The organism is Acidovorax facilis, from assembly GCF_050626955.1.
Taxonomy (GTDB): domain Bacteria; phylum Pseudomonadota; class Gammaproteobacteria; order Burkholderiales; family Burkholderiaceae_C; genus Acidovorax; species Acidovorax facilis.
Window position 1 is genome coordinate 2,501 of sequence record NZ_CP192460.1, and the last position, 17,407, is coordinate 19,907.

Annotated in this window: 13 protein-coding genes and 2 rRNA genes; 14 read left to right on the plus strand and 1 reads right to left on the minus strand. The window is 61.6% G+C overall.

What is annotated here, in order from left to right; genetic code table 11:
- The first annotated feature begins 216 nt into the window (after positions 1 to 216).
- Together ACQ4MJ_RS00020 and rrf are read left to right on the plus strand one after the other, a co-directional pair.
- A 23S ribosomal RNA gene (locus tag ACQ4MJ_RS00020) occupies positions 217 to 3,095 on the plus strand.
- Positions 3,096 to 3,249: 154 nt separating this feature from the next.
- Positions 3,250 to 3,362, plus strand: a 5S ribosomal RNA gene (rrf, locus tag ACQ4MJ_RS00025).
- Between the two features lie 263 nt (positions 3,363 to 3,625).
- On the opposite strand, the gene ACQ4MJ_RS00030 is transcribed toward rrf, so the two are convergent.
- Complete coding sequence (locus ACQ4MJ_RS00030) at positions 3,626 to 4,705, minus strand: MBL fold metallo-hydrolase (RefSeq protein ID WP_431150838.1); 1,080 nt, start codon at positions 4,703 to 4,705, stop codon at positions 3,626 to 3,628.
- 125 nt (positions 4,706 to 4,830) lie between these two features.
- Here ACQ4MJ_RS00030 and ACQ4MJ_RS00035 point away from each other — a divergent pair, with 125 nt between their 5' ends.
- From ACQ4MJ_RS00035 to ACQ4MJ_RS00090, 12 genes are all read left to right on the plus strand, one after another.
- A complete protein-coding gene (locus tag ACQ4MJ_RS00035; protein WP_121421270.1) occupies positions 4,831 to 5,226 on the plus strand; it encodes a MerR family transcriptional regulator in 396 nt (131 codons plus the stop codon).
- Positions 5,227 to 5,268: 42 nt separating this feature from the next.
- Positions 5,269 to 5,730 carry a PaaI family thioesterase gene (locus ACQ4MJ_RS00040; RefSeq protein ID WP_431150837.1) on the plus strand — a complete coding sequence of 154 codons (462 nt, stop codon included), beginning with the start codon at positions 5,269 to 5,271 and terminating at the stop codon, positions 5,728 to 5,730.
- 41 nt (positions 5,731 to 5,771) lie between these two features.
- On the plus strand, positions 5,772 to 6,962 hold the full coding sequence (locus ACQ4MJ_RS00045) for an isovaleryl-CoA dehydrogenase (RefSeq protein ID WP_121421268.1): 1,191 nt from the start codon (positions 5,772 to 5,774) through the stop codon (positions 6,960 to 6,962).
- 33 nt (positions 6,963 to 6,995) lie between these two features.
- Positions 6,996 to 7,655 (plus strand): carbonate dehydratase, encoded by a 660-nt coding sequence (gene can / locus ACQ4MJ_RS00050; RefSeq protein ID WP_121421267.1) that lies wholly within the window; start codon positions 6,996 to 6,998, stop codon positions 7,653 to 7,655.
- A gap of 37 nt (positions 7,656 to 7,692) precedes the next feature.
- On the plus strand, positions 7,693 to 9,498 hold the full coding sequence (gene aceK, locus ACQ4MJ_RS00055) for a bifunctional isocitrate dehydrogenase kinase/phosphatase (protein WP_121421266.1): 1,806 nt from the start codon (positions 7,693 to 7,695) through the stop codon (positions 9,496 to 9,498).
- Positions 9,499 to 9,558: 60 nt separating this feature from the next.
- The gene (locus ACQ4MJ_RS00060; protein WP_228896005.1) at positions 9,559 to 10,752 is read left to right on the plus strand and encodes an acetyl-CoA C-acyltransferase; all 1,194 of its coding nucleotides are present in this window, start codon (positions 9,559 to 9,561) and stop codon (positions 10,750 to 10,752) included.
- A 46-nt stretch (positions 10,753 to 10,798) separates the two neighbouring features.
- Positions 10,799 to 11,851, plus strand: a complete 1,053-nt coding sequence (locus ACQ4MJ_RS00065; protein ID WP_431150836.1) for a DUF695 domain-containing protein — start codon at positions 10,799 to 10,801, stop codon at positions 11,849 to 11,851.
- Between the two features lie 28 nt (positions 11,852 to 11,879).
- Positions 11,880 to 12,512: a pyridoxamine 5'-phosphate oxidase family protein gene (locus ACQ4MJ_RS00070; protein ID WP_431150835.1), complete on the plus strand. Its 633-nt coding sequence runs from the start codon at positions 11,880 to 11,882 to the stop codon at positions 12,510 to 12,512.
- 87 nt (positions 12,513 to 12,599) lie between these two features.
- Positions 12,600 to 13,268 carry an SDR family oxidoreductase gene (locus ACQ4MJ_RS00075; protein ID WP_431150834.1) on the plus strand — a complete coding sequence of 223 codons (669 nt, stop codon included), beginning with the start codon at positions 12,600 to 12,602 and terminating at the stop codon, positions 13,266 to 13,268.
- Positions 13,269 to 13,428: 160 nt separating this feature from the next.
- Entirely contained in the window at positions 13,429 to 14,148 is a 720-nt protein-coding gene (locus tag ACQ4MJ_RS00080) for a carbonic anhydrase (RefSeq protein WP_055393000.1), read from the plus strand.
- A 140-nt stretch (positions 14,149 to 14,288) separates the two neighbouring features.
- On the plus strand, positions 14,289 to 15,419 hold the full coding sequence (locus tag ACQ4MJ_RS00085) for an acyl-CoA dehydrogenase family protein (RefSeq protein WP_431150833.1): 1,131 nt from the start codon (positions 14,289 to 14,291) through the stop codon (positions 15,417 to 15,419).
- A 208-nt stretch (positions 15,420 to 15,627) separates the two neighbouring features.
- On the plus strand, positions 15,628 to 17,403 hold the full coding sequence (locus ACQ4MJ_RS00090; RefSeq protein ID WP_431150831.1) for an ATP-binding response regulator: 1,776 nt from the start codon (positions 15,628 to 15,630) through the stop codon (positions 17,401 to 17,403).
- Positions 17,404 to 17,407: the final 4 nt, after the last annotated feature.

The window sequence follows — 17,407 nt, forward strand, 5'->3', positions numbered from 1 at the left end:
CACATTCGTAAAGGTTTAGTGCAGACCGTGCCGCTAGCAACAAGAATTTTTGATTGCGTCAAAACGAATATTCAAACCTAGTTTGAAATTCTTAAGTAATACGATGACAACTCGAAAGAGTTGAAGTTGTTTACGGCATAACGCGTCAGGTGAAAGACCTGGCAAGTCCTTGAAAGATTAGATGGCGATGTTTCGAAAGAAACGTCAAAGTTATAGGGTCAAGTGACTAAGAGCATGTGGTGGATGCCTTGGCGATTACAGGCGACGAAAGACGTGATAGCCTGCGATAAGCTTCGGGGAGCTGGCAAATAAGCTTTGATCCGGAGATTTCTGAATGGGGAAACCCACCTCGCAAGAGGTATCGCATACTGAATACATAGGTATGCGAGGCGAACCGGGTGAACTGAAACATCTCAGTAGCTCGAGGAAAAGACATCAACCGAGATTCCGAAAGTAGTGGCGAGCGAAATCGGAAGAGCCTTCTAGTGATAGCACGACTGTTAGCAAAACGGAATGGAAAGTCCGGCCATAGCAGGTGATAGCCCTGTATGCGAAAACAGACGTGTGGTACTAAGCTAGAGAAAAGTAGGGCGGGACACGAGAAATCCTGTCTGAATATGGGGGGACCATCCTCCAAGGCTAAATACTCGTAATCGACCGATAGTGAACCAGTACCGTGAGGGAAAGGCGAAAAGAACCCCGGGAGGGGAGTGAAATAGATCCTGAAACCGCATGCTTACAAAAAGTAGGAGCCCGCAAGGGTGACTGCGTACCTTTTGTATAATGGGTCAGCGACTTACATTCAGTGGCAAGGTTAACCGAATAGGGAAGCCGTAGAGAAATCGAGTCCGAATAGGGCGAATCAGTCGCTGGGTGTAGACCCGAAACCAAGTGATCTATCCATGGCCAGGATGAAGGTGCCGTAACAGGTACTGGAGGTCCGAACCGACTAGTGTTGCAAAACTAGCGGATGAGCTGTGGATAGGGGTGAAAGGCTAAACAAACTTGGAAATAGCTGGTTCTCTCCGAAAACTATTTAGGTAGTGCCTCAAGTATTACCGTCGGGGGTAGAGCACTGTTTAGGCTAGGGGGTCATGGCGACTTACCAAACCTATGCAAACTCCGAATACCGACGAGTACAGCTTGGGAGACAGAGCACCGGGTGCTAACGTCCGGACTCAAGAGGGAAACAACCCAGACCGCCAGCTAAGGTCCCTAAAATTGGCTAAGTGGGAAACGAAGTGGGAAGGCTAAAACAGTCAGGATGTTGGCTTAGAAGCAGCCATCATTTAAAGAAAGCGTAATAGCTCACTGATCGAGTCGTCCTGCGCGGAAGATGTAACGGGGCTAAGCCAGTTACCGAAGCTGCGGATGTGCAATTTATTGCACGTGGTAGGAGAGCGTTCTGTAGGCCTGTGAAGGTGTCTGGTAACGGATGCTGGAGGTATCAGAAGTGCGAATGCTGACATGAGTAGCGTTAAAGGGGGTGAAAAGCCCCCTCGCCGTAAGCGCAAGGTTTTCTACGCAACGTTCATCGGCGTAGAGTGAGTCGGCCCCTAAGGCGAGGCAGAGATGCGTAGCTGATGGGAAACAGGTCAATATTCCTGTACCGATCAATAGTGCGATGTGGGGACGGAGAAGGTTAGCTCAGCCAACTGTTGGATATGTTGGTTCAAGCCTGTAGTCGTGCCTGGTAGGCAAATCCGCCGGGCTTAGATGAGGGGTGATAACGAGTCTGCTTGCAGACGAAGTGAGTGATACCCTGCTTCCAGGAAAAGCCACTAAGCTTCAGCTATTGACGACCGTACCGCAAACCGACACTGGTGCGCGAGATGAGTATTCTAAGGCGCTTGAGAGAACTCAGGAGAAGGAACTCGGCAAATTGATACCGTAACTTCGGGAGAAGGTATGCCCCAAGTAGGTGAACCTGTACAAGGCGAGCCCAACGGGGTTGCAAAAAATCGGTGGCTGCGACTGTTTAATAAAAACACAGCACTCTGCAAACACGAAAGTGGACGTATAGGGTGTGACGCCTGCCCGGTGCTGGAAGATTAAATGATGGGGTGCAAGCTCTTGATTGAAGTCCCAGTAAACGGCGGCCGTAACTATAACGGTCCTAAGGTAGCGAAATTCCTTGTCGGGTAAGTTCCGACCTGCACGAATGGCGTAACGATGGCCACACTGTCTCCTCCTGAGACTCAGCGAAGTTGAAATGTTTGTGATGATGCAATCTCCCCGCGGAAAGACGGAAAGACCCCATGAACCTTTACTGTAGCTTTGTATTGGACTTTGAACAGATCTGTGTAGGATAGGTGGGAGGCTTTGAAGTGAGGTCGCTAGATCTCATGGAGCCAACGTTGAAATACCACCCTGGTGTGTTTGAGGTTCTAACCTAGGTCCATTATCTGGATCGGGGACAGTGCATGGTAGGCAGTTTGACTGGGGCGGTCTCCTCCCAAAGCGTAACGGAGGAGTTCGAAGGTACGCTAGTTACGGTCGGACATCGTGACGATAGTGCAATGGCATAAGCGTGCTTAACTGCGAGACTGACAAGTCGAGCAGATGCGAAAGCAGGACATAGTGATCCGGTGGTTCTGTATGGAAGGGCCATCGCTCAACGGATAAAAGGTACTCTGGGGATAACAGGCTGATACCGCCCAAGAGTTCATATCGACGGCGGTGTTTGGCACCTCGATGTCGGCTCATCTCATCCTGGGGCTGTAGCCGGTCCCAAGGGTATGGCTGTTCGCCATTTAAAGAGGTACGTGAGCTGGGTTTAAAACGTCGTGAGACAGTTTGGTCCCTATCTTCCGTGGGCGCTGCAGATTTGAGGAAGCCTGCTCCTAGTACGAGAGGACCGGAGTGGACACACCTCTGGTGTATCGGTTGTCACGCCAGTGGCATTGCCGAGTAGCTAAGTGTGGAAGAGATAACCGCTGAAAGCATCTAAGCGGGAAACTCGTTTCAAGATGAGATCTGCCGGGGCCTTGAGCCCCCTAAAGAGTCGTTCAAGACCAGGACGTTGATAGGTCAGGTGTGGAAGCGCAGTAATGCGTTAAGCTAACTGATACTAATTGCTCGTGCGGCTTGACCCTATAACTTTGATAGCCAATATGCAAACCGTAAGGAATGTGTGAAAAGCTCAAAGATTGTTATGCCAAGTTGACGCAGTCAAAAGACACAAAAATCTGATTCCAAACTCTATGAATTCGCTAGGCTGTTCCTCGAACAGCTCAGCACCCAGTTATGCCTGATGACCATAGCAAGTTGGTACCACTCCTTCCCATCCCGAACAGGACAGTGAAACGACTTTGCGCCGATGATAGTGCGGGTTCCCGTGTGAAAGTAGGTCATCGTCAGGCTCTTACAGCCCAGAAAACCCCAGTCAGATATGACTGGGGTTTTTTGCTTTGGGGGATCCCAAAATGCATCAAGTGCAGCGGACTGCTCAATGCGTTCCGGTTCAACAGCCCAACTAGCCCGTCTCAGACTACTTGTGCCGACCAGGCGTGCGCGACATCTCACAAGCCTTGTAGGCCTTGATCAGCATTTATACGCGTGCCGGGTTGGGCTTGGCATTCGTTGGCCACTCAATGAGCGCATGTCGTTGAGGTATTGGATACGTCTATCCACCGTTCGGTGCGCGAAATCTCTGCACCCCGGCTTGGTCGAGAAAGCGCTCCAACTTCCCATCCATCCACAGATGGTGCAGATGCGCCAGTGCCTCACCCATGGCAAAAGTCATCTGATGGGTGTCCAGCTTGCGTTGAAAGAGAATCGGCAAAGTATCTGCAGCGCTCAAGGCACGATCATGGGCTGCTTGCAAGATCTCCGAGAGCCGTTCCCGGTGGTGGTCTTGCAATTGGGCAATGCGTGTGGCCAAGCCTATAAACGGCTTGCCATGCGATGGGAGCACCAATGTGCTTTCCGGCAGATCCAGATACCGCAACAGCGAAGTCAAGAACAACTGCAGTGGATTGGCTTCGGGCTCGCTGGCATGGACGCTGACATTGGTCGAGATGCGCGGTAGCACCATGTCACCGCTGATCAAGGTGGTCAACTCAGCACAAAACAGCGCCATATGCTCGGGCGCGTGTCCGTAGCCGCTGATGCAACGCCACGCCCGGCCCCCGATGTCCAGCGTGTCTCCATCCATGATTCGGCGAAAGCGGAGTGGCAGCGCGGGAACGAGGGTCGGGAAATACGATGCGCGCCCACGTACATGGGCTAAAAAGGATGGGTCTTGTGCGCCATGCAGCGCATAAAAGTCCGCCCCTGCTTCTCCGCCAAACCCTTGCGGGTCATAGACAGCGACCCGAGCCACGTTGTAGTCGGTGGCACTGATCCACAAGCGCACATCCCATCGCTCGCACAGCCGATGGGCCAAGCCGATATGGTCTGGATGCATGTGGGTCACGATGACGCGCAAGATAGGTAAGCCACCCAGGCAGTTCACGAAAATCTGCTCCCACTGCGCACGGGTCGCAGCACTGTCGATACAGCAGTCCACCACGGTCCACCCGTCCAGCATGACACCGCCAGCGCCCAGTTGTCGGTCGCGCAGCAGCCACAGATTGATGTGATCCAGTGCAAAGGGAAGACCCATGCGAATCCAGTGGACTCCCGGCGCGATCTCGATGGAGCCGCCCTCGGAAGGGAGCGCGTCGCCCAGCGGGTAGTGGATCTGGTGTTCGAGTGGGTTCATGGCGAAGGTGTGATGGGTTAGCATTGACGTTAACGTAAACGTCATGCATTCGATGCATTGTAGGGAGCTGCCGCCACCGGGCTGTCTCCTGCGCGAAACCGATACTGCTGTGTGCAGCACCCACCATGGCCAATACTTACACCATCAGCGACCTTGCCAAAGAGTTCGATCTCACCACCCGGGCGATCCGTTTTTATGAAGACATGGGCCTGCTGCAGCCTGAGCGCACTGGATCTGCCGGACGCAACCGCGTGTACAGCGCACGCGACCGCACCCGGCTCCGCCTGACGCTGCGGGCCAAGCGCCTGGGCCTGTCACTGACGGAAGCCAAGGAGATCATTGACCTTTATGACAGCCCCCGTGATACGGGCGTTCAGCTGCGCAAATTCCTCGACGTGTTGGTGGTCCATCGCAAGCAGCTCGAAGAGCAGATGGCCGATTTGCAGGCCAACCTGGAAGAGGTGCGCGAGCACGAAGAAGAGGCGCGCTCGCTGCTGGCCAAGGTAGAAAAGCAAAATTGATTCATAATTGACGTTTACGTAAACGTAAATCAGGAGACTGTTGTGAGCACGCCCCCCCTTGAGCCGCGTTGCGCTGACTTTGCCGACCGCGTGCGCGACAGTTTTGCGCGCCAGGGAGCCATGCAGACCCTTGGCGCCTCGCTGGGCCTTGTGGCGCCAGGTGCTGTGGACATCAAACTCCCTTGGGCGGTCGGGCTGACCCAGCAGCACGGATTTCTCCATGCGGGCATGGTGGCCACAGCGCTGGATTCGGCGTGTGGATATGCCGGTTTCACCCTGATGGCGGCCGACGCTGCCGTGCTCACCATCGAGTTCAAGATCAATTTGCTGGCCCCCGCCAAGGGCGAGCGATTTCGCATGGAAGGGCGGGTGCTGAAGCCCGGCCGCACCATCACCGTGTGCGAAGGCCGCGCTTTCGCCATCGACGGCAGCCAAGAAAAACTCATCGCCACCATGGGGTGCACCCTCATGGCGGTCACAGGACGCGACAACATTCAGGGCTGAATCCGGCCCATTTCCCTACCTTTTACGAGGAGACATCCCCCATGAGCATTCCCGCCAACCTTCCCGGCCTGAACTTCCAACTGGGCGAGGACATCGACGCCCTGCGCGACGCCGTGCGCGACTTCGCACAGGCTGAGATCGCCCCCCGCGCGGCGGAGATTGACCGCAATGACCAGTTCCCCATGGACCTGTGGCGCAAGATGGGCGACTTGGGCGTACTCGGCATCACGGTGCCCGAGCAATACGGCGGCGCAGCCATGGGCTACCTGGCCCACATGGTGGCCATGGAAGAAATCTCGCGCGCTAGCGCCTCGGTGGGCTTGTCTTATGGCGCCCACAGCAACCTGTGCGTGAACCAGATCAACCGCAACGGCAGCGAGGCACAAAAAGCCAAGTACCTGCCCAAGCTCATCAGCGGCGAACACGTGGGCGCGCTGGCCATGAGCGAACCCGGCGCGGGCTCCGACGTGATCAGCATGAAGCTCAAGGCCGAGGACAAGGGCGGCTACTACGTGCTCAATGGCAGCAAGATGTGGATCACTAACGGCCCTGATGCAGACACCCTGGTGGTGTATGCCAAGACCGAGCCTGAGTTGGGCGCGCGCGGTGTGACCGCCTTCCTGATCGAGAAGGGTATGAAGGGCTTTTCGATCGCGCAGAAGCTCGACAAGCTGGGCATGCGCGGCAGCCATACGGGCGAGCTGGTGTTCCAGGACGTCGAGGTGCCCGCAGAGAACGTGCTCGGTGGCCTGAACCAGGGCGCGAAGGTGCTCATGAGTGGCCTGGACTACGAACGTGCGGTGCTGACCGGTGGCCCGCTGGGCATCATGCAGTCCGTGATGGACAACGTGATCCCTTACATTCACGACCGCAAGCAGTTCGGCCAGAGCATTGGCGAGTTCCAGCTCATCCAGGGCAAGGTGGCCGACATGTACACCGTGCTGCAGGCGGGGCGATCGTTTGCCTACACGGTGGCCAAGAACCTCGATATGCTCGGCACCGACCATGTGCGCCAAGTGCGCAAGGATTGCGCCAGCGTGATCCTCTGGTGTGCCGAGAAAGCCACCTGGATGGCGGGCGAAGGCGTGCAGATTTATGGTGGCAACGGTTACATCAACGAATACCCGCTGGGCCGCCTGTGGCGCGATGCCAAGCTGTACGAGATTGGTGCGGGCACGAGCGAAATTCGTCGCATGCTGATCGGCCGTGAGCTGTTTGCTGAAACCTGCTGAGCTTCTATCTAATCATTGAGACCCAAGGACAACATGCCCTCCTCCATCGAAGACCTGTTTGTTCACAACCGCGCCTGGGCGGCCCAGATGGAGCGCGAGCGGCCCGGCTTTTTCACCAGCCTGCTGGCGCAGCAAAAGCCCAAGTACATGTGGATCGGTTGCTCCGACAGCCGGGTGCCTGCCAACCAGATCACCGGCCTGGAGCCCGGTGAAGTGTTTGTGCACCGCAATGTGGCCAACGTTGTTGTGCCTACCGACCTGAACTGCCTGTCCACCATCCAGTACGCGGTGGATCAGTTGCACATCGAGCACCTGATGGTGGTGGGGCACTACGGCTGTGGTGGCGTGCTGGCGGCGTTGGAGGGTACGCGCGTCGGCTTGGCCGACAACTGGATCCGGCATGTGCAGGATGTGCGCGACCGCCACCGTGACCTGATTGCCGCCACCGCCCCAGAGTGGCGCCATGACGTGTTGTGCGAACTCAATGCCATCGAGCAGGTCGTCAACATTGCCCAGACCACGGTGATGCTCGACGCCTGGGGCCGGGGCCAGAAGGTTACGCTGCACGGCTGGTGTTATGGGCTCAAGGATGGTCTCATCAACAACCTGCACATGTCCGTGGGCAGCACCGAAGGCCTGGACTCGCTGTACAAGGCCGCAATCGCCGGTGTGGCTGCCGTCAAAAGGCAATAGCCAACCACCGCATCCCCTCAACGGCAGAGCACCCGCCATGTTCCCGCAACGGCTTGACGCTCCCCAGGCCTACGGCATTGCCAAGGCCATGATGGATGGCTTCAACCGGCACTACCGGTTGTTCCGCACCGAGTCCGCGCGGGCCAAGCACCGCTTTGAAACCGGCGACTGGCACGGCCAGCAGCGGGCCCAGCGCGAGCGTATCGAGTTCTACGACCTGCGCGTGAAAGAGTGTGTGCGCAGGTTAGAGAAAGAGTTCGAGGCGGGTGCACAGCCCATGGACGTGTGGCACCAGGTCAAGCTGCACTACATCGGCCTCTTGGTCAACCACCACCAGCCCGAACTGGCCGAGACCTTCTTCAACTCGGTCACCACCAAGATCCTGCACCGCACGCATTTCCACAACGACTTCATCTTTGTGCGGCCTGCGGTCAGTACCGAATACATCGAAAACGAAGAGCCCGCAGCGCGCCCCACCTACCGCGCCTATTACCCGTCGCGAGACACGCTGGGCGAGACCTTCCAGGTCATCATCGAGAACTTCCAGCTGCAGCGTGAATTTGCGGACTTGGGCCGAGACACCGCCTGCGTGGTGGGCGCTATGCGAGGCCGGCTCGACAAAGTGAGGCTGCGCGCCAACTTCCAGATCCAGGTGCTCACCAGCCTGTTCTTTCGCAACAAAGGCGCCTATGTCGTGGGCAAGATCATCAACGGCTTCAACGAAGTGCCGTTTGCGCTGCCCATCCTGCACGACGACAACGGCAGGCTGTTTATCGACGCGGCCCTGTTTGGCGAAGATGACATGCAGATGCTGTTCAGCTTCGCACGCGCCTACTTCATGGTCGACATGGAGGTGCCCAGCGCCTACGTGCAGTTCCTGCGCAGCCTCATGCCGCGCAAGCCGCGGGCCGAGATCTACAACGCCCTGGGCCTGGCCAAGCAGGGCAAGACGCTGTTCTACCGCGACTTTCTGTACCACCTGAAGCACTCCAGCGACCAGTTCCGCATCGCGCCCGGCATCAAGGGCATGGTGATGCTGGTGTTCGACCTGCCGAGCTTTCCCTTCGTGTTCAAGCTCATCAAGGACTACTTCCCGCACCAGAAGGAAACCACGCGCGAGCAGGTCAAGGCCAAGTACCTGCTGGTCAAGCAGCACGACCGCGTGGGCCGCATGGCCGACACGCTCGAATACAGCGAGGTGGCCTTTCCGCGCAGCCGGTTCGACGATGCCCTCATTGCCGAGATCGAGAAGTTCGCCCCCAGCCAGCTCGAAATCAGCGACCGTGATGGCGACGGCCAGACGGAGGTGATCATCAAGCACCTGTATATCGAGCGGCGCATGATCCCGCTCAACATCTACCTGCAGGAAGCCTTCGACACCGGCCTGTCAGACCCGCGCGCGCGCCAGCAGATGGAGCACAGCGTCATCGAATACGGCAACGCCATCAAGGACCTCGTGGCCGCCAACATCTTCCCGGGCGACATGCTCTGGAAGAACTTTGGCGTCACGCGCAACGGCAAGGTTGTGTTCTACGACTACGACGAAATCGAATACCTCACCGACTGCAACTTCCGCCGCGTGCCCACGCCGCGCAATGAAGAAGAGGAAATGAGCGGCGAGGTCTGGTACAGCGTCGGCCCGCGCGATGTGTTCCCTGAAACCTTCGGCCCCTTCCTGCTCGGCAACGATGCCGTGCGCGAGGTGTTCATGCAGCACCACGCCGATCTGCTCGACGCTGCCTTCTGGCAGTCGCACCAGGAACGCATCCGGGCGGGCCACATGTTTGACGTCTTTCCCTACGACACAGACCGGCGCTTTGCGCATGGCTCAGCAGTCCGGTAGCCCCCAGCATTCACCCCTCCCCAACATTTCATCCGAACCATTTCACAGGAGACCATCACCATGTCTGCATCCACCCAAGACCCCATCGTCATCGTCGGCGCCGCACGCACCCCCATGGGCTCGCTGCAGGGCGACTTTTCCAGCCTGGCCGCGCACGACCTGGGCGGCGCCGCCATCAAGGCCGCCATCGAGCGTGCCGGTGTGTCGCCTGACGCCGTGGGCGAAGTGCTGTTCGGCAACTGCCTGATGGCTGGGCAGGGCCAGGCACCCGCGCGCCAGGCGGCGTTCAAGGGCGGCCTGCCTAAGGGCGCTGGCGCCGTCACGCTCAGCAAGATGTGCGGATCGGGCATGAAGGCCGCGATGATGGCGCATGACATGCTGCTGGCCGACACGCACGACGTCATGGTGGCAGGCGGCATGGAGAGCATGACCAACGCTCCCTACCTGCTGCAAAAAGGCCGGGGCGGCTACCGACTGGGCCATGACCGCATCTTTGATCACATGATGCTCGACGGCCTGGAAGACGCTTACGAAGCGGGCCGCAGCATGGGCACCTTTGGCGAAGACTGCGCCGCCAAGTACCAGTTCACCCGCGAGCAGCAGGACGCGTTTGCCACCGCCAGCGTGCAGCGCGCCAAGGCGGCCACCGAGTCCGGCGCTTTCGCGGCCGAGATCGTCCCAGTGACCGTCAAGACCCGCGCGGGCGAGACCGTGGTGTCGGTGGACGAAGGCCCCGGCAAGGTCAAGCTCGAAAAAATCGCCACACTCAAGCCCGCCTTCAAGAAGGACGGCACCATCACCGCCGCGTCCAGCTCCAGCATCAACGATGGCGCCGCCGCGCTGGTGATGATGCGCGAATCCACCGCGAAGAAGCTGGGTTGCAAGCCCCTGGCCCGCATCGTGAGCCACGCCACGCATGCGCAAGAGCCCGAGTGGTTCGCCACTGCCCCGTTGGGGGCCACGCAGAAGGCGCTGGCCAAGGCCGGCTGGCAGGTTGGCGATGTGCAGCTGTGGGAGATCAATGAAGCCTTCGCGGTGGTGCCCATGGCGCTGATGAAGGAGCTGGACCTGCCCCACGACAAGGTCAATGTGAACGGCGGCGCCTGCGCTTTGGGCCACCCCATCGGCGCCAGCGGTGCACGCATCATGGTGACGCTGATGTACGCGCTCAAGGCGCGCGGCCTGACCAAGGGCCTGGCCACGCTGTGCATCGGCGGCGGCGAGGCCACGGCCGTGGCGCTCGAACTGGTCTGACGATGGAGAGGGATGGGATGATTCCCATCTCTTCACAAGGACCGCGATGACCGCACCATCTCCCGAGATCACCACCTTCTGGCGTGAATTTGTCGATGCCCAGGCATCGCTCCAGGCCCAGCCTCTGCGCGAGCGGGTCGAGTCGGCCAACGTGCTCATCGAGCGTCACCTGAGGGGCCTGGCGCTGGAGATGTCTGGCGGCGACAGCGATGCGGTGGTGGATCTCATCGTCACCGCCCACGGCAGCATAGACAACTTTCCGTTGCTGATGGAGGTGGTGGCTGCCGCACCCGTGCTGCAGAACTACCGGTTGCGCGCGTTTCGCGAGCGCACCTCGCAGCCCGACTTTCCCATCGGCATGGAGGGCTTTGAGCTGTCCACATCGGAGGTGCTGGTCGCCTGCGGACAGGACGATGGCCAGGCCGCGCTGGAGATCCGCTTTGGCCGCGAGATCCCCAGCGACTACCAGGACCACGCGCGCAACATGGCGTTCATCATGCTCGACCATGTTCTGGGCGAATACGACTTCGCCGTCAAGGTGGGCGCGGTGGATTTTGTGGAGGAAGCCTCCGACCCGCTGGCACCCTGGGTGCCCCTGAGCCAGTTTGTGCCGGTGTTCGACCGCTATTGGGTGGACACCCTGGGCCGCACCAGCGACTTCCCTGCGGGCGAGCACGACTGGTCGGGCATGACCTTGTCGTTTGGCGGGCAGGACGATGAGGATGGCAGCGGTGACGAGGCTGAAGACAAGGCCATTGTCATGGTCAACCGCAGTGCCAACCCCGTGGCCATGCGCGCCGATCTGGCCTACGCGCTGACCCTGGACCTGGCCGTGGGCAACCGCGATCAGCTGGCCGCCGTGCAAGACCTGCAGGACCAGGCAGCCACGCTGCTCGCGCTGCCGCAGCTGGGCATCATGGCCTACACACTGACCCGCGCGGGGCGCCGCAAGGCCGTGTATTACGTGGGCGACAAGCAGCTGGCCATGCAGACGCTCGCACCTTTGCTGCTGCGCGACGAGGCCGAATCGCTGGAGCTGACCTTTGCGTTTGATCCCGCGTGGTCAGGCTATTTCGAGTTTGCCGTGCATTGCCCGTGAATTCTTTCAACCCCTTGCAGGCCACACCATGATCGAAACGCTCGAACAATTGCGCACCCTGTACGCAGCCCCCGGCGAGCGGGCCCTGCGCAAGCAACAACCGCAGCTGGATGGGCACTGCCAGCGCTTCATTGCCCTGTCGCCGTTCTGCGTGGTGGCCAGTGGTGGCGCTCATGGTGCTCTGCTGGATGCCTCGCCGCGCGGCGGTGCGCCGGGCTTTGTGAAGTCGCCCGATCCCCACACCCTGCTGCTGCCCGATGCGGGCGGCAACAACCGGCTCGACACCCTGACCAACCTGCTGAGTGACCCGCGCATCGGCCTGCTGTTCATGATCCCGGGTGTGGATGAAACCCTGCGGGTGAATGGCACCGCACGCCTGCGCGACGAAGCGCTGTATACCGACTTCTTCACGGCCGAGCGCCAGCGCCCAAAGATAGTGATCGAAGTGCGCGTCGCCGAGGCCTACCTGCACTGCTCCAAGGCCTACATGCGCTCGCGGCTGTGGTCCGCCGATGCGCAGGTGGATCGCGCGCAACTGCCCACCATGGGCCAGATGATTCACGACCAGATGGGCCTTGCGACCGAGCCCGAGTCGCAAGTGGCGATGCTGCAGCGCTACCGCGCCCAACTGGCGCAAGAGCAGCAACTCGGCGACGCTTGAGGGGATTGATGTTGAATACTTCTGTTTTGATAGCTTTCAGCGCTTGATGGATAAGCGCTAGAGCCCAATTTCACCCAAATTTCTTCTATGAAATCCATATTGGTCATCGGCGCATCGCGCGGCATTGGGCTGGAGCTGGTGCGCCAGTACACCGAGGCGGGTCGCCGCGTCATCGCTACTGTGCGCGACGATGCGGGCCGCGAGCGGGTACAGGCCCTGGGCGCCGAGGTGTTGACCGTGGACGTGGCCAACCCTGCCAGCGTCAGCGGGCTGGCTTGGCAACTGGACGGCGAAAAGATCGAGACCGCCTGGTATGTGGCCGGTGTCATCCGCCGCCCCAATGCGCTCACGCCGCCCACCCAGCAGGACTTCGATGCCGTGATGCACACCAACGTGCTGGGCGCCATGCAGACACTGCCGCAGGTCGCGCCCCTGGTGGCCGACGCGCAGGGCGTGTTCGCTTTCTTGTCCTCGTCCATGTCGCAGATTGGCAGCGTTCCCAACAGCGGCTCCTGGCTGTACCGCACCAGCAAGGCGGCGCTGAACATGGCCATCGCATCCGCCCAACACGACTACCCGAACGCCACCCTCATCACCATCGACCCCGGCTGGGTGCAGACCGACATGGGCGGCGAAGGCGCTGCGCTGACCGTGCAGGACAGCGTGCGCGGCCTGCGCGCCACCGTGGCGGGCGTCACGGCCGCCGACAAAGGCCGCCTGCTGCACCACGACGGGCGCCGCGCCACGCACTGGTAGCCTGGCGGCTATCAGGCTGCCGGATCGATGCAAGATTTGGACTGGCGCCCGGTGGAGTGGATCCGCAAAATTGCGTGGCGCTGGCTGCCTGAAAACGGCTTCCTGCGCGGGCTGGCTAAAGAGAGGGCCAGCTCCATGCAACCCAACCGGGAGTCCAAAAATGTGTGATTGTCTTGCTACCCCGGCGGCGCTTGCGCCGTCCCGCCGCCGCCTTCTGGGCGGTGCCGCAGCCTTGGCTGCCCTGGCCTCCAGCGCCCGTGTGCTGGCTGCTGACACCCCTTTGCCCGACAACCGAATTGGCCCCGACGCAGCGCTTGCGCGGCTGGTGCAGGGCAATGCCCGCTACGTGGCGGGCCGTTCCACGCAGCGCGACTTTTCGGTGGGCCGGGTGGCGCGCACCACCGGGCAGCGGCCCTTTGCGGCCATCCTGAGCTGCGCGGATTCGCGCATTGCACCCGAGCTGGCGTTTGACCAGGGGCCCGGCGATCTGTTCGTGGTGCGGCTGGCGGGCAACTTCCTGAACGACGATGCGCTGGCCAGCATGGAATACGCGATCGAGGTTCTGCAGGTGCCGCTCATCCTCGTGCTCGGGCACAGCAACTGCGGCGCTGTTTCCGCGACCATCAAGGTGGTGCAGGAAGGCACCCAGCTGCCCGGCCATCTGCCGGGGCTGGTCAACGCCATCCGCCCGGCCGTCGAGGCGGCGCAGCGCCGCCAGCCCGCCAACTTGCTGGTGGCCGCCACCGAGCAGAACGTGCGGCTCAATGTGGCCCGGTTGACCACCTCTGAACCCCTCCTGGCCGGGCGCATGGCCAGCGGCGCCATCCGCGCCGTGGGGGGCGTGTACGAGCTGTCCAGCGGCAAGGTCTCGCTGGTCTAGCCCCCGGGTACGCAGGAGCACGTAGTCCGCCCGCCCTTAGCGGGCGCGCCCGCAGACGCGGGCAAAATTGCATGTTGACTCGCCGGTAGGTGCCTGGACATCCAGAGCCTGCTGGCGCCGAACGATCCCAAGGAGACAACATGCTGCTGACCCAAGACCAGGAAATGATCCGCGACGCGGTGCGCGACTTTGCGCAAGAACAGCTGTGGCCCCACGCCGCGCGCTGGGACAAGGAACACCACTTCCCCAAAGAGGCGCACCAGGGCCTGGCTGCACTGGGTGCCTACGGCATCTGCGTGCCCGAAGAGTTCGGCGGTGCCAACCTGGACTACGTGACGCTGGCGCTGGTGCTGGAAGAAATCGCCGCCGGTGATGGTGGCACCAGCACGGCCATCAGCGTGACCAACTGCCCCGTCAACGCCATCCTCATGCGCTATGGCAATGCACAGCAAAAGCGCGACTGGCTCACGCCGCTGGCGCGCGGCGAAATGCTGGGCGCCTTCTGCCTGACCGAGCCGCATGTGGGTTCCGACGCCTCCGCACTGCGCACCACCGCCGTCAAGCAGGGCGACGAATATGTGATCAACGGCGTCAAGCAGTTCATCACCAGTGGCAAGAACGGCCATGTGGCCATCGTCATCGCCGTGACCGACAAGGGCGCGGGCAAGAAGGGCATGAGCGCCTTCCTCGTGCCCACCAACAACCCCGGCTATGTGGTCGCGCGGCTGGAAGACAAGCTGGGCCAGCACAGCAGCGACACGGCGCAGATCAACTTCGACAACTGCCGCATCCCGGCCGAGAACCTCATCGGCGCCGAGGGCGAGGGCTACAAGATCGCCCTGGGCGCGCTCGAAGGCGGGCGCATCGGCATTGCCGCGCAGAGCGTGGGCATGGCGCGCAGCGCGTTCGATGCGGCGCTGGCGTATTCGAAGGAGCGCGAGAGTTTTGGCACGGCCATCTTCAACCACCAGGCCGTGGGCTTTCGCCTGGCCGACTGCGCCACGCAGATCGAAGCCGCGCGCCAGCTCATCTGGCACGCCGCCGCGCTGCGCGACGCAGGCCGCCCGTGCCTGAAGGAAGCCGCCATGGCCAAGCTGTTTGCCAGCGAAATGGCCGAGCGCGTGTGCAGCGCCGCCATCCAGACGCTGGGCGGCTACGGCGTGGTGAACGACTTCCCGGTGGAGCGCATCTACCGCGACGTGCGTGTGTGCCAGATCTACGAAGGCACGAGCGACGTGCAGAAGATCATCATCCAGCGCGCGCTGGCCTGAGCCTGCTGGGCGCCATCGTCGGCGCCGCGACCGCTGCCTCCGTGCCGTGGTGACGGTTGCGCTGTGAGTGGGGCCGCAGCAGATGCGCTCTCAGCCATGCCCTGGTCGCTGCCCGACGTACTCCCAAGCGCTGCCACGCGCCGGCGTCAACACGCAACCCTCCCAAAGTAGGGGGTGTTTGGTACGGGAAGATGCCAACATCGGCCCGATGAACTCCGAACGCGTGCTCTCCTGGGACACCCTGGCACCCGCCGCCCAGCTGCAGTTGTTGGGCAACAGCTTCATGCGGGTGCGCGACGGCTGCACTGTCATGCCGCTGCTGGGGCTGCCGGGCTTGGCCTGGCTGTATTCGCTGGGCTTGTGGCCCCCTGGCCTCACGCTGTGGTGGGGGGCGTCGTTGTTGCTGGTGGGGGCTGTGTGGGGCGTCTGGGGCCTGTGGCAGCGGGCCCTGAAGCAGCGCGACAGCCACGGTGCGGCAACGCTGCTGGCCGTTTGGTTGCCTCGTGTGCAAGCGCTGGCGGCGTTGTACGGCGCGTTGGTGATGAGTTCTGCGGCCTCCGCTGGGCCCGACACGCCCTTTGAACTGCGCGTGGTGTTCATCTGTGGCTCCACGCTGGTGGTGTCGGCGCATGCCGCGCACCAGTCGGCGGCGCTGGTGGTTTTCAAGCGGTTCTTTTTCACCAGCTACGCGGTCAGCCTGTTGTCGGTGCCCTATGTGTTTCCCGATCACTGGCCGTACCTGTTGCCCATGCATCTGGCGTTTGGCGTGTTCTTTCGCAATGCGAGCATCAGCCATCAGTTCTTTCTGAGCAATGTGGACCTGACGGAGCGGTTCCGTGCCGCCAAGGGCGAGGCCGAGCAGGCGCTGGCTGTGAAGAACCAGTTCCTCGCCACCGCCAGCCACGACCTGCGCCAGCCCGTGCATGCCGTGGGGCTGCTGGCCGAATCCATCGCGCTGCGCAACCGGGACCCGGCGCTGGATGCCACGCTGCAGAACCTGCGCCAGGGCGTGCAGTCGCTGCAATGGATGTGCAATGCGCTGCTGGACCTGTCGCGCATCGAAGCGGGGGCCGTGCAGGCAAGGCCCCAGGCGGTGGCCCTGGCGCCGCTGCTGCGCGAAGTCGCCACGCTGCTGGGGGAATCTGCGCGCACCCGGGGCCTGGTGCTGCGCCTGCGCCCGCCACCGGCCAGCGCCCGGGTGCAGGCCGACCCGATGCTGCTGCGCCAGTGCGTGGTGAACCTGGTGCACAACGCGCTGCGGTACACGCAGCGTGGCGGCGTGCTGCTGGCTGTGCGCCGCCGCGCCGGGCACTGGCAGGTGGAGGTGTGGGACACCGGCCCCGGCGTTGCCGCCGAGGAGCGCGAGCGGATCTTCTCGCCCTTCACCCGCAGTGCCTCGGCGCGCGTGGCAGACGATGCAGGCTACGGCCTGGGCCTGGCTGTGGTGGCGCGCTGCGCCGAGCTGATGGATGCGCCCCTGGGCCTGGTGTCGCGCCTGGGGCGTGGCTCGCGGTTCTGGCTGCGGCTGCCGCCTGCCACGTCCAGCGCAGTGGTCGTTGCGCCAACGCCCGCCACCGTGGCGCGCCAGGGCGGCCTGCAGGGCCGCTGCCTGGTGGTGGAGGACGACCCGCAGGTGGCCGCAGGCTGGCAGCAACTGCTGCAGGACTGGGGCGTGCAGGTGCGCTGCGCGGCCGATGGTGCCGAGGCACTGGGTTGGCTGGAACAGGGCTTCACGCCGCAGGCCATCTTCTGCGACCAGCGTTTGCGCTCCGGCGAGAGTGGGTTCGCCTTGCTCCAGCGCCTGCAGGCACTGTGCCCTGACGCCGCGCTGGCCATGGTCAGCGGTGAATGGGATTCGCCCGCGCTGCGCCAGGCGGAAGAAGAGGGCTACCTGGTGCTGCGCAAGCCGGTGGCGCCGGAACAGCTGCACGCCTTGTTGCGGCAATGGCTACCTGATTCGTCTGAAGACTATAAAAAAAAATAGCTGC

Coding starts and splice junctions, on each gene's coding strand:
- ACQ4MJ_RS00065 (WP_431150836.1), top strand. CDS start 10,799: ATGACCGCACCATCTCCCGAGATCACCACCTTCTGGCGTGAATTTGTC.
- ACQ4MJ_RS00090 (WP_431150831.1), top strand. CDS start 15,628: ATGAACTCCGAACGCGTGCTCTCCTGGGACACCCTGGCACCCGCCGCC.
- ACQ4MJ_RS00075 (WP_431150834.1), top strand. CDS start 12,600: ATGAAATCCATATTGGTCATCGGCGCATCGCGCGGCATTGGGCTGGAG.
- can (WP_121421267.1), top strand. CDS start 6,996: ATGCCCTCCTCCATCGAAGACCTGTTTGTTCACAACCGCGCCTGGGCG.
- ACQ4MJ_RS00060 (WP_228896005.1), top strand. CDS start 9,559: ATGTCTGCATCCACCCAAGACCCCATCGTCATCGTCGGCGCCGCACGC.
- ACQ4MJ_RS00085 (WP_431150833.1), top strand. CDS start 14,289: ATGCTGCTGACCCAAGACCAGGAAATGATCCGCGACGCGGTGCGCGAC.
- ACQ4MJ_RS00030 (WP_431150838.1), bottom strand. CDS start 4,705: ATGAACCCACTCGAACACCAGATCCACTACCCGCTGGGCGACGCGCTC.
- ACQ4MJ_RS00035 (WP_121421270.1), top strand. CDS start 4,831: ATGGCCAATACTTACACCATCAGCGACCTTGCCAAAGAGTTCGATCTC.
- ACQ4MJ_RS00080 (WP_055393000.1), top strand. CDS start 13,429: ATGTGTGATTGTCTTGCTACCCCGGCGGCGCTTGCGCCGTCCCGCCGC.
- aceK (WP_121421266.1), top strand. CDS start 7,693: ATGTTCCCGCAACGGCTTGACGCTCCCCAGGCCTACGGCATTGCCAAG.
- ACQ4MJ_RS00045 (WP_121421268.1), top strand. CDS start 5,772: ATGAGCATTCCCGCCAACCTTCCCGGCCTGAACTTCCAACTGGGCGAG.
- ACQ4MJ_RS00070 (WP_431150835.1), top strand. CDS start 11,880: ATGATCGAAACGCTCGAACAATTGCGCACCCTGTACGCAGCCCCCGGC.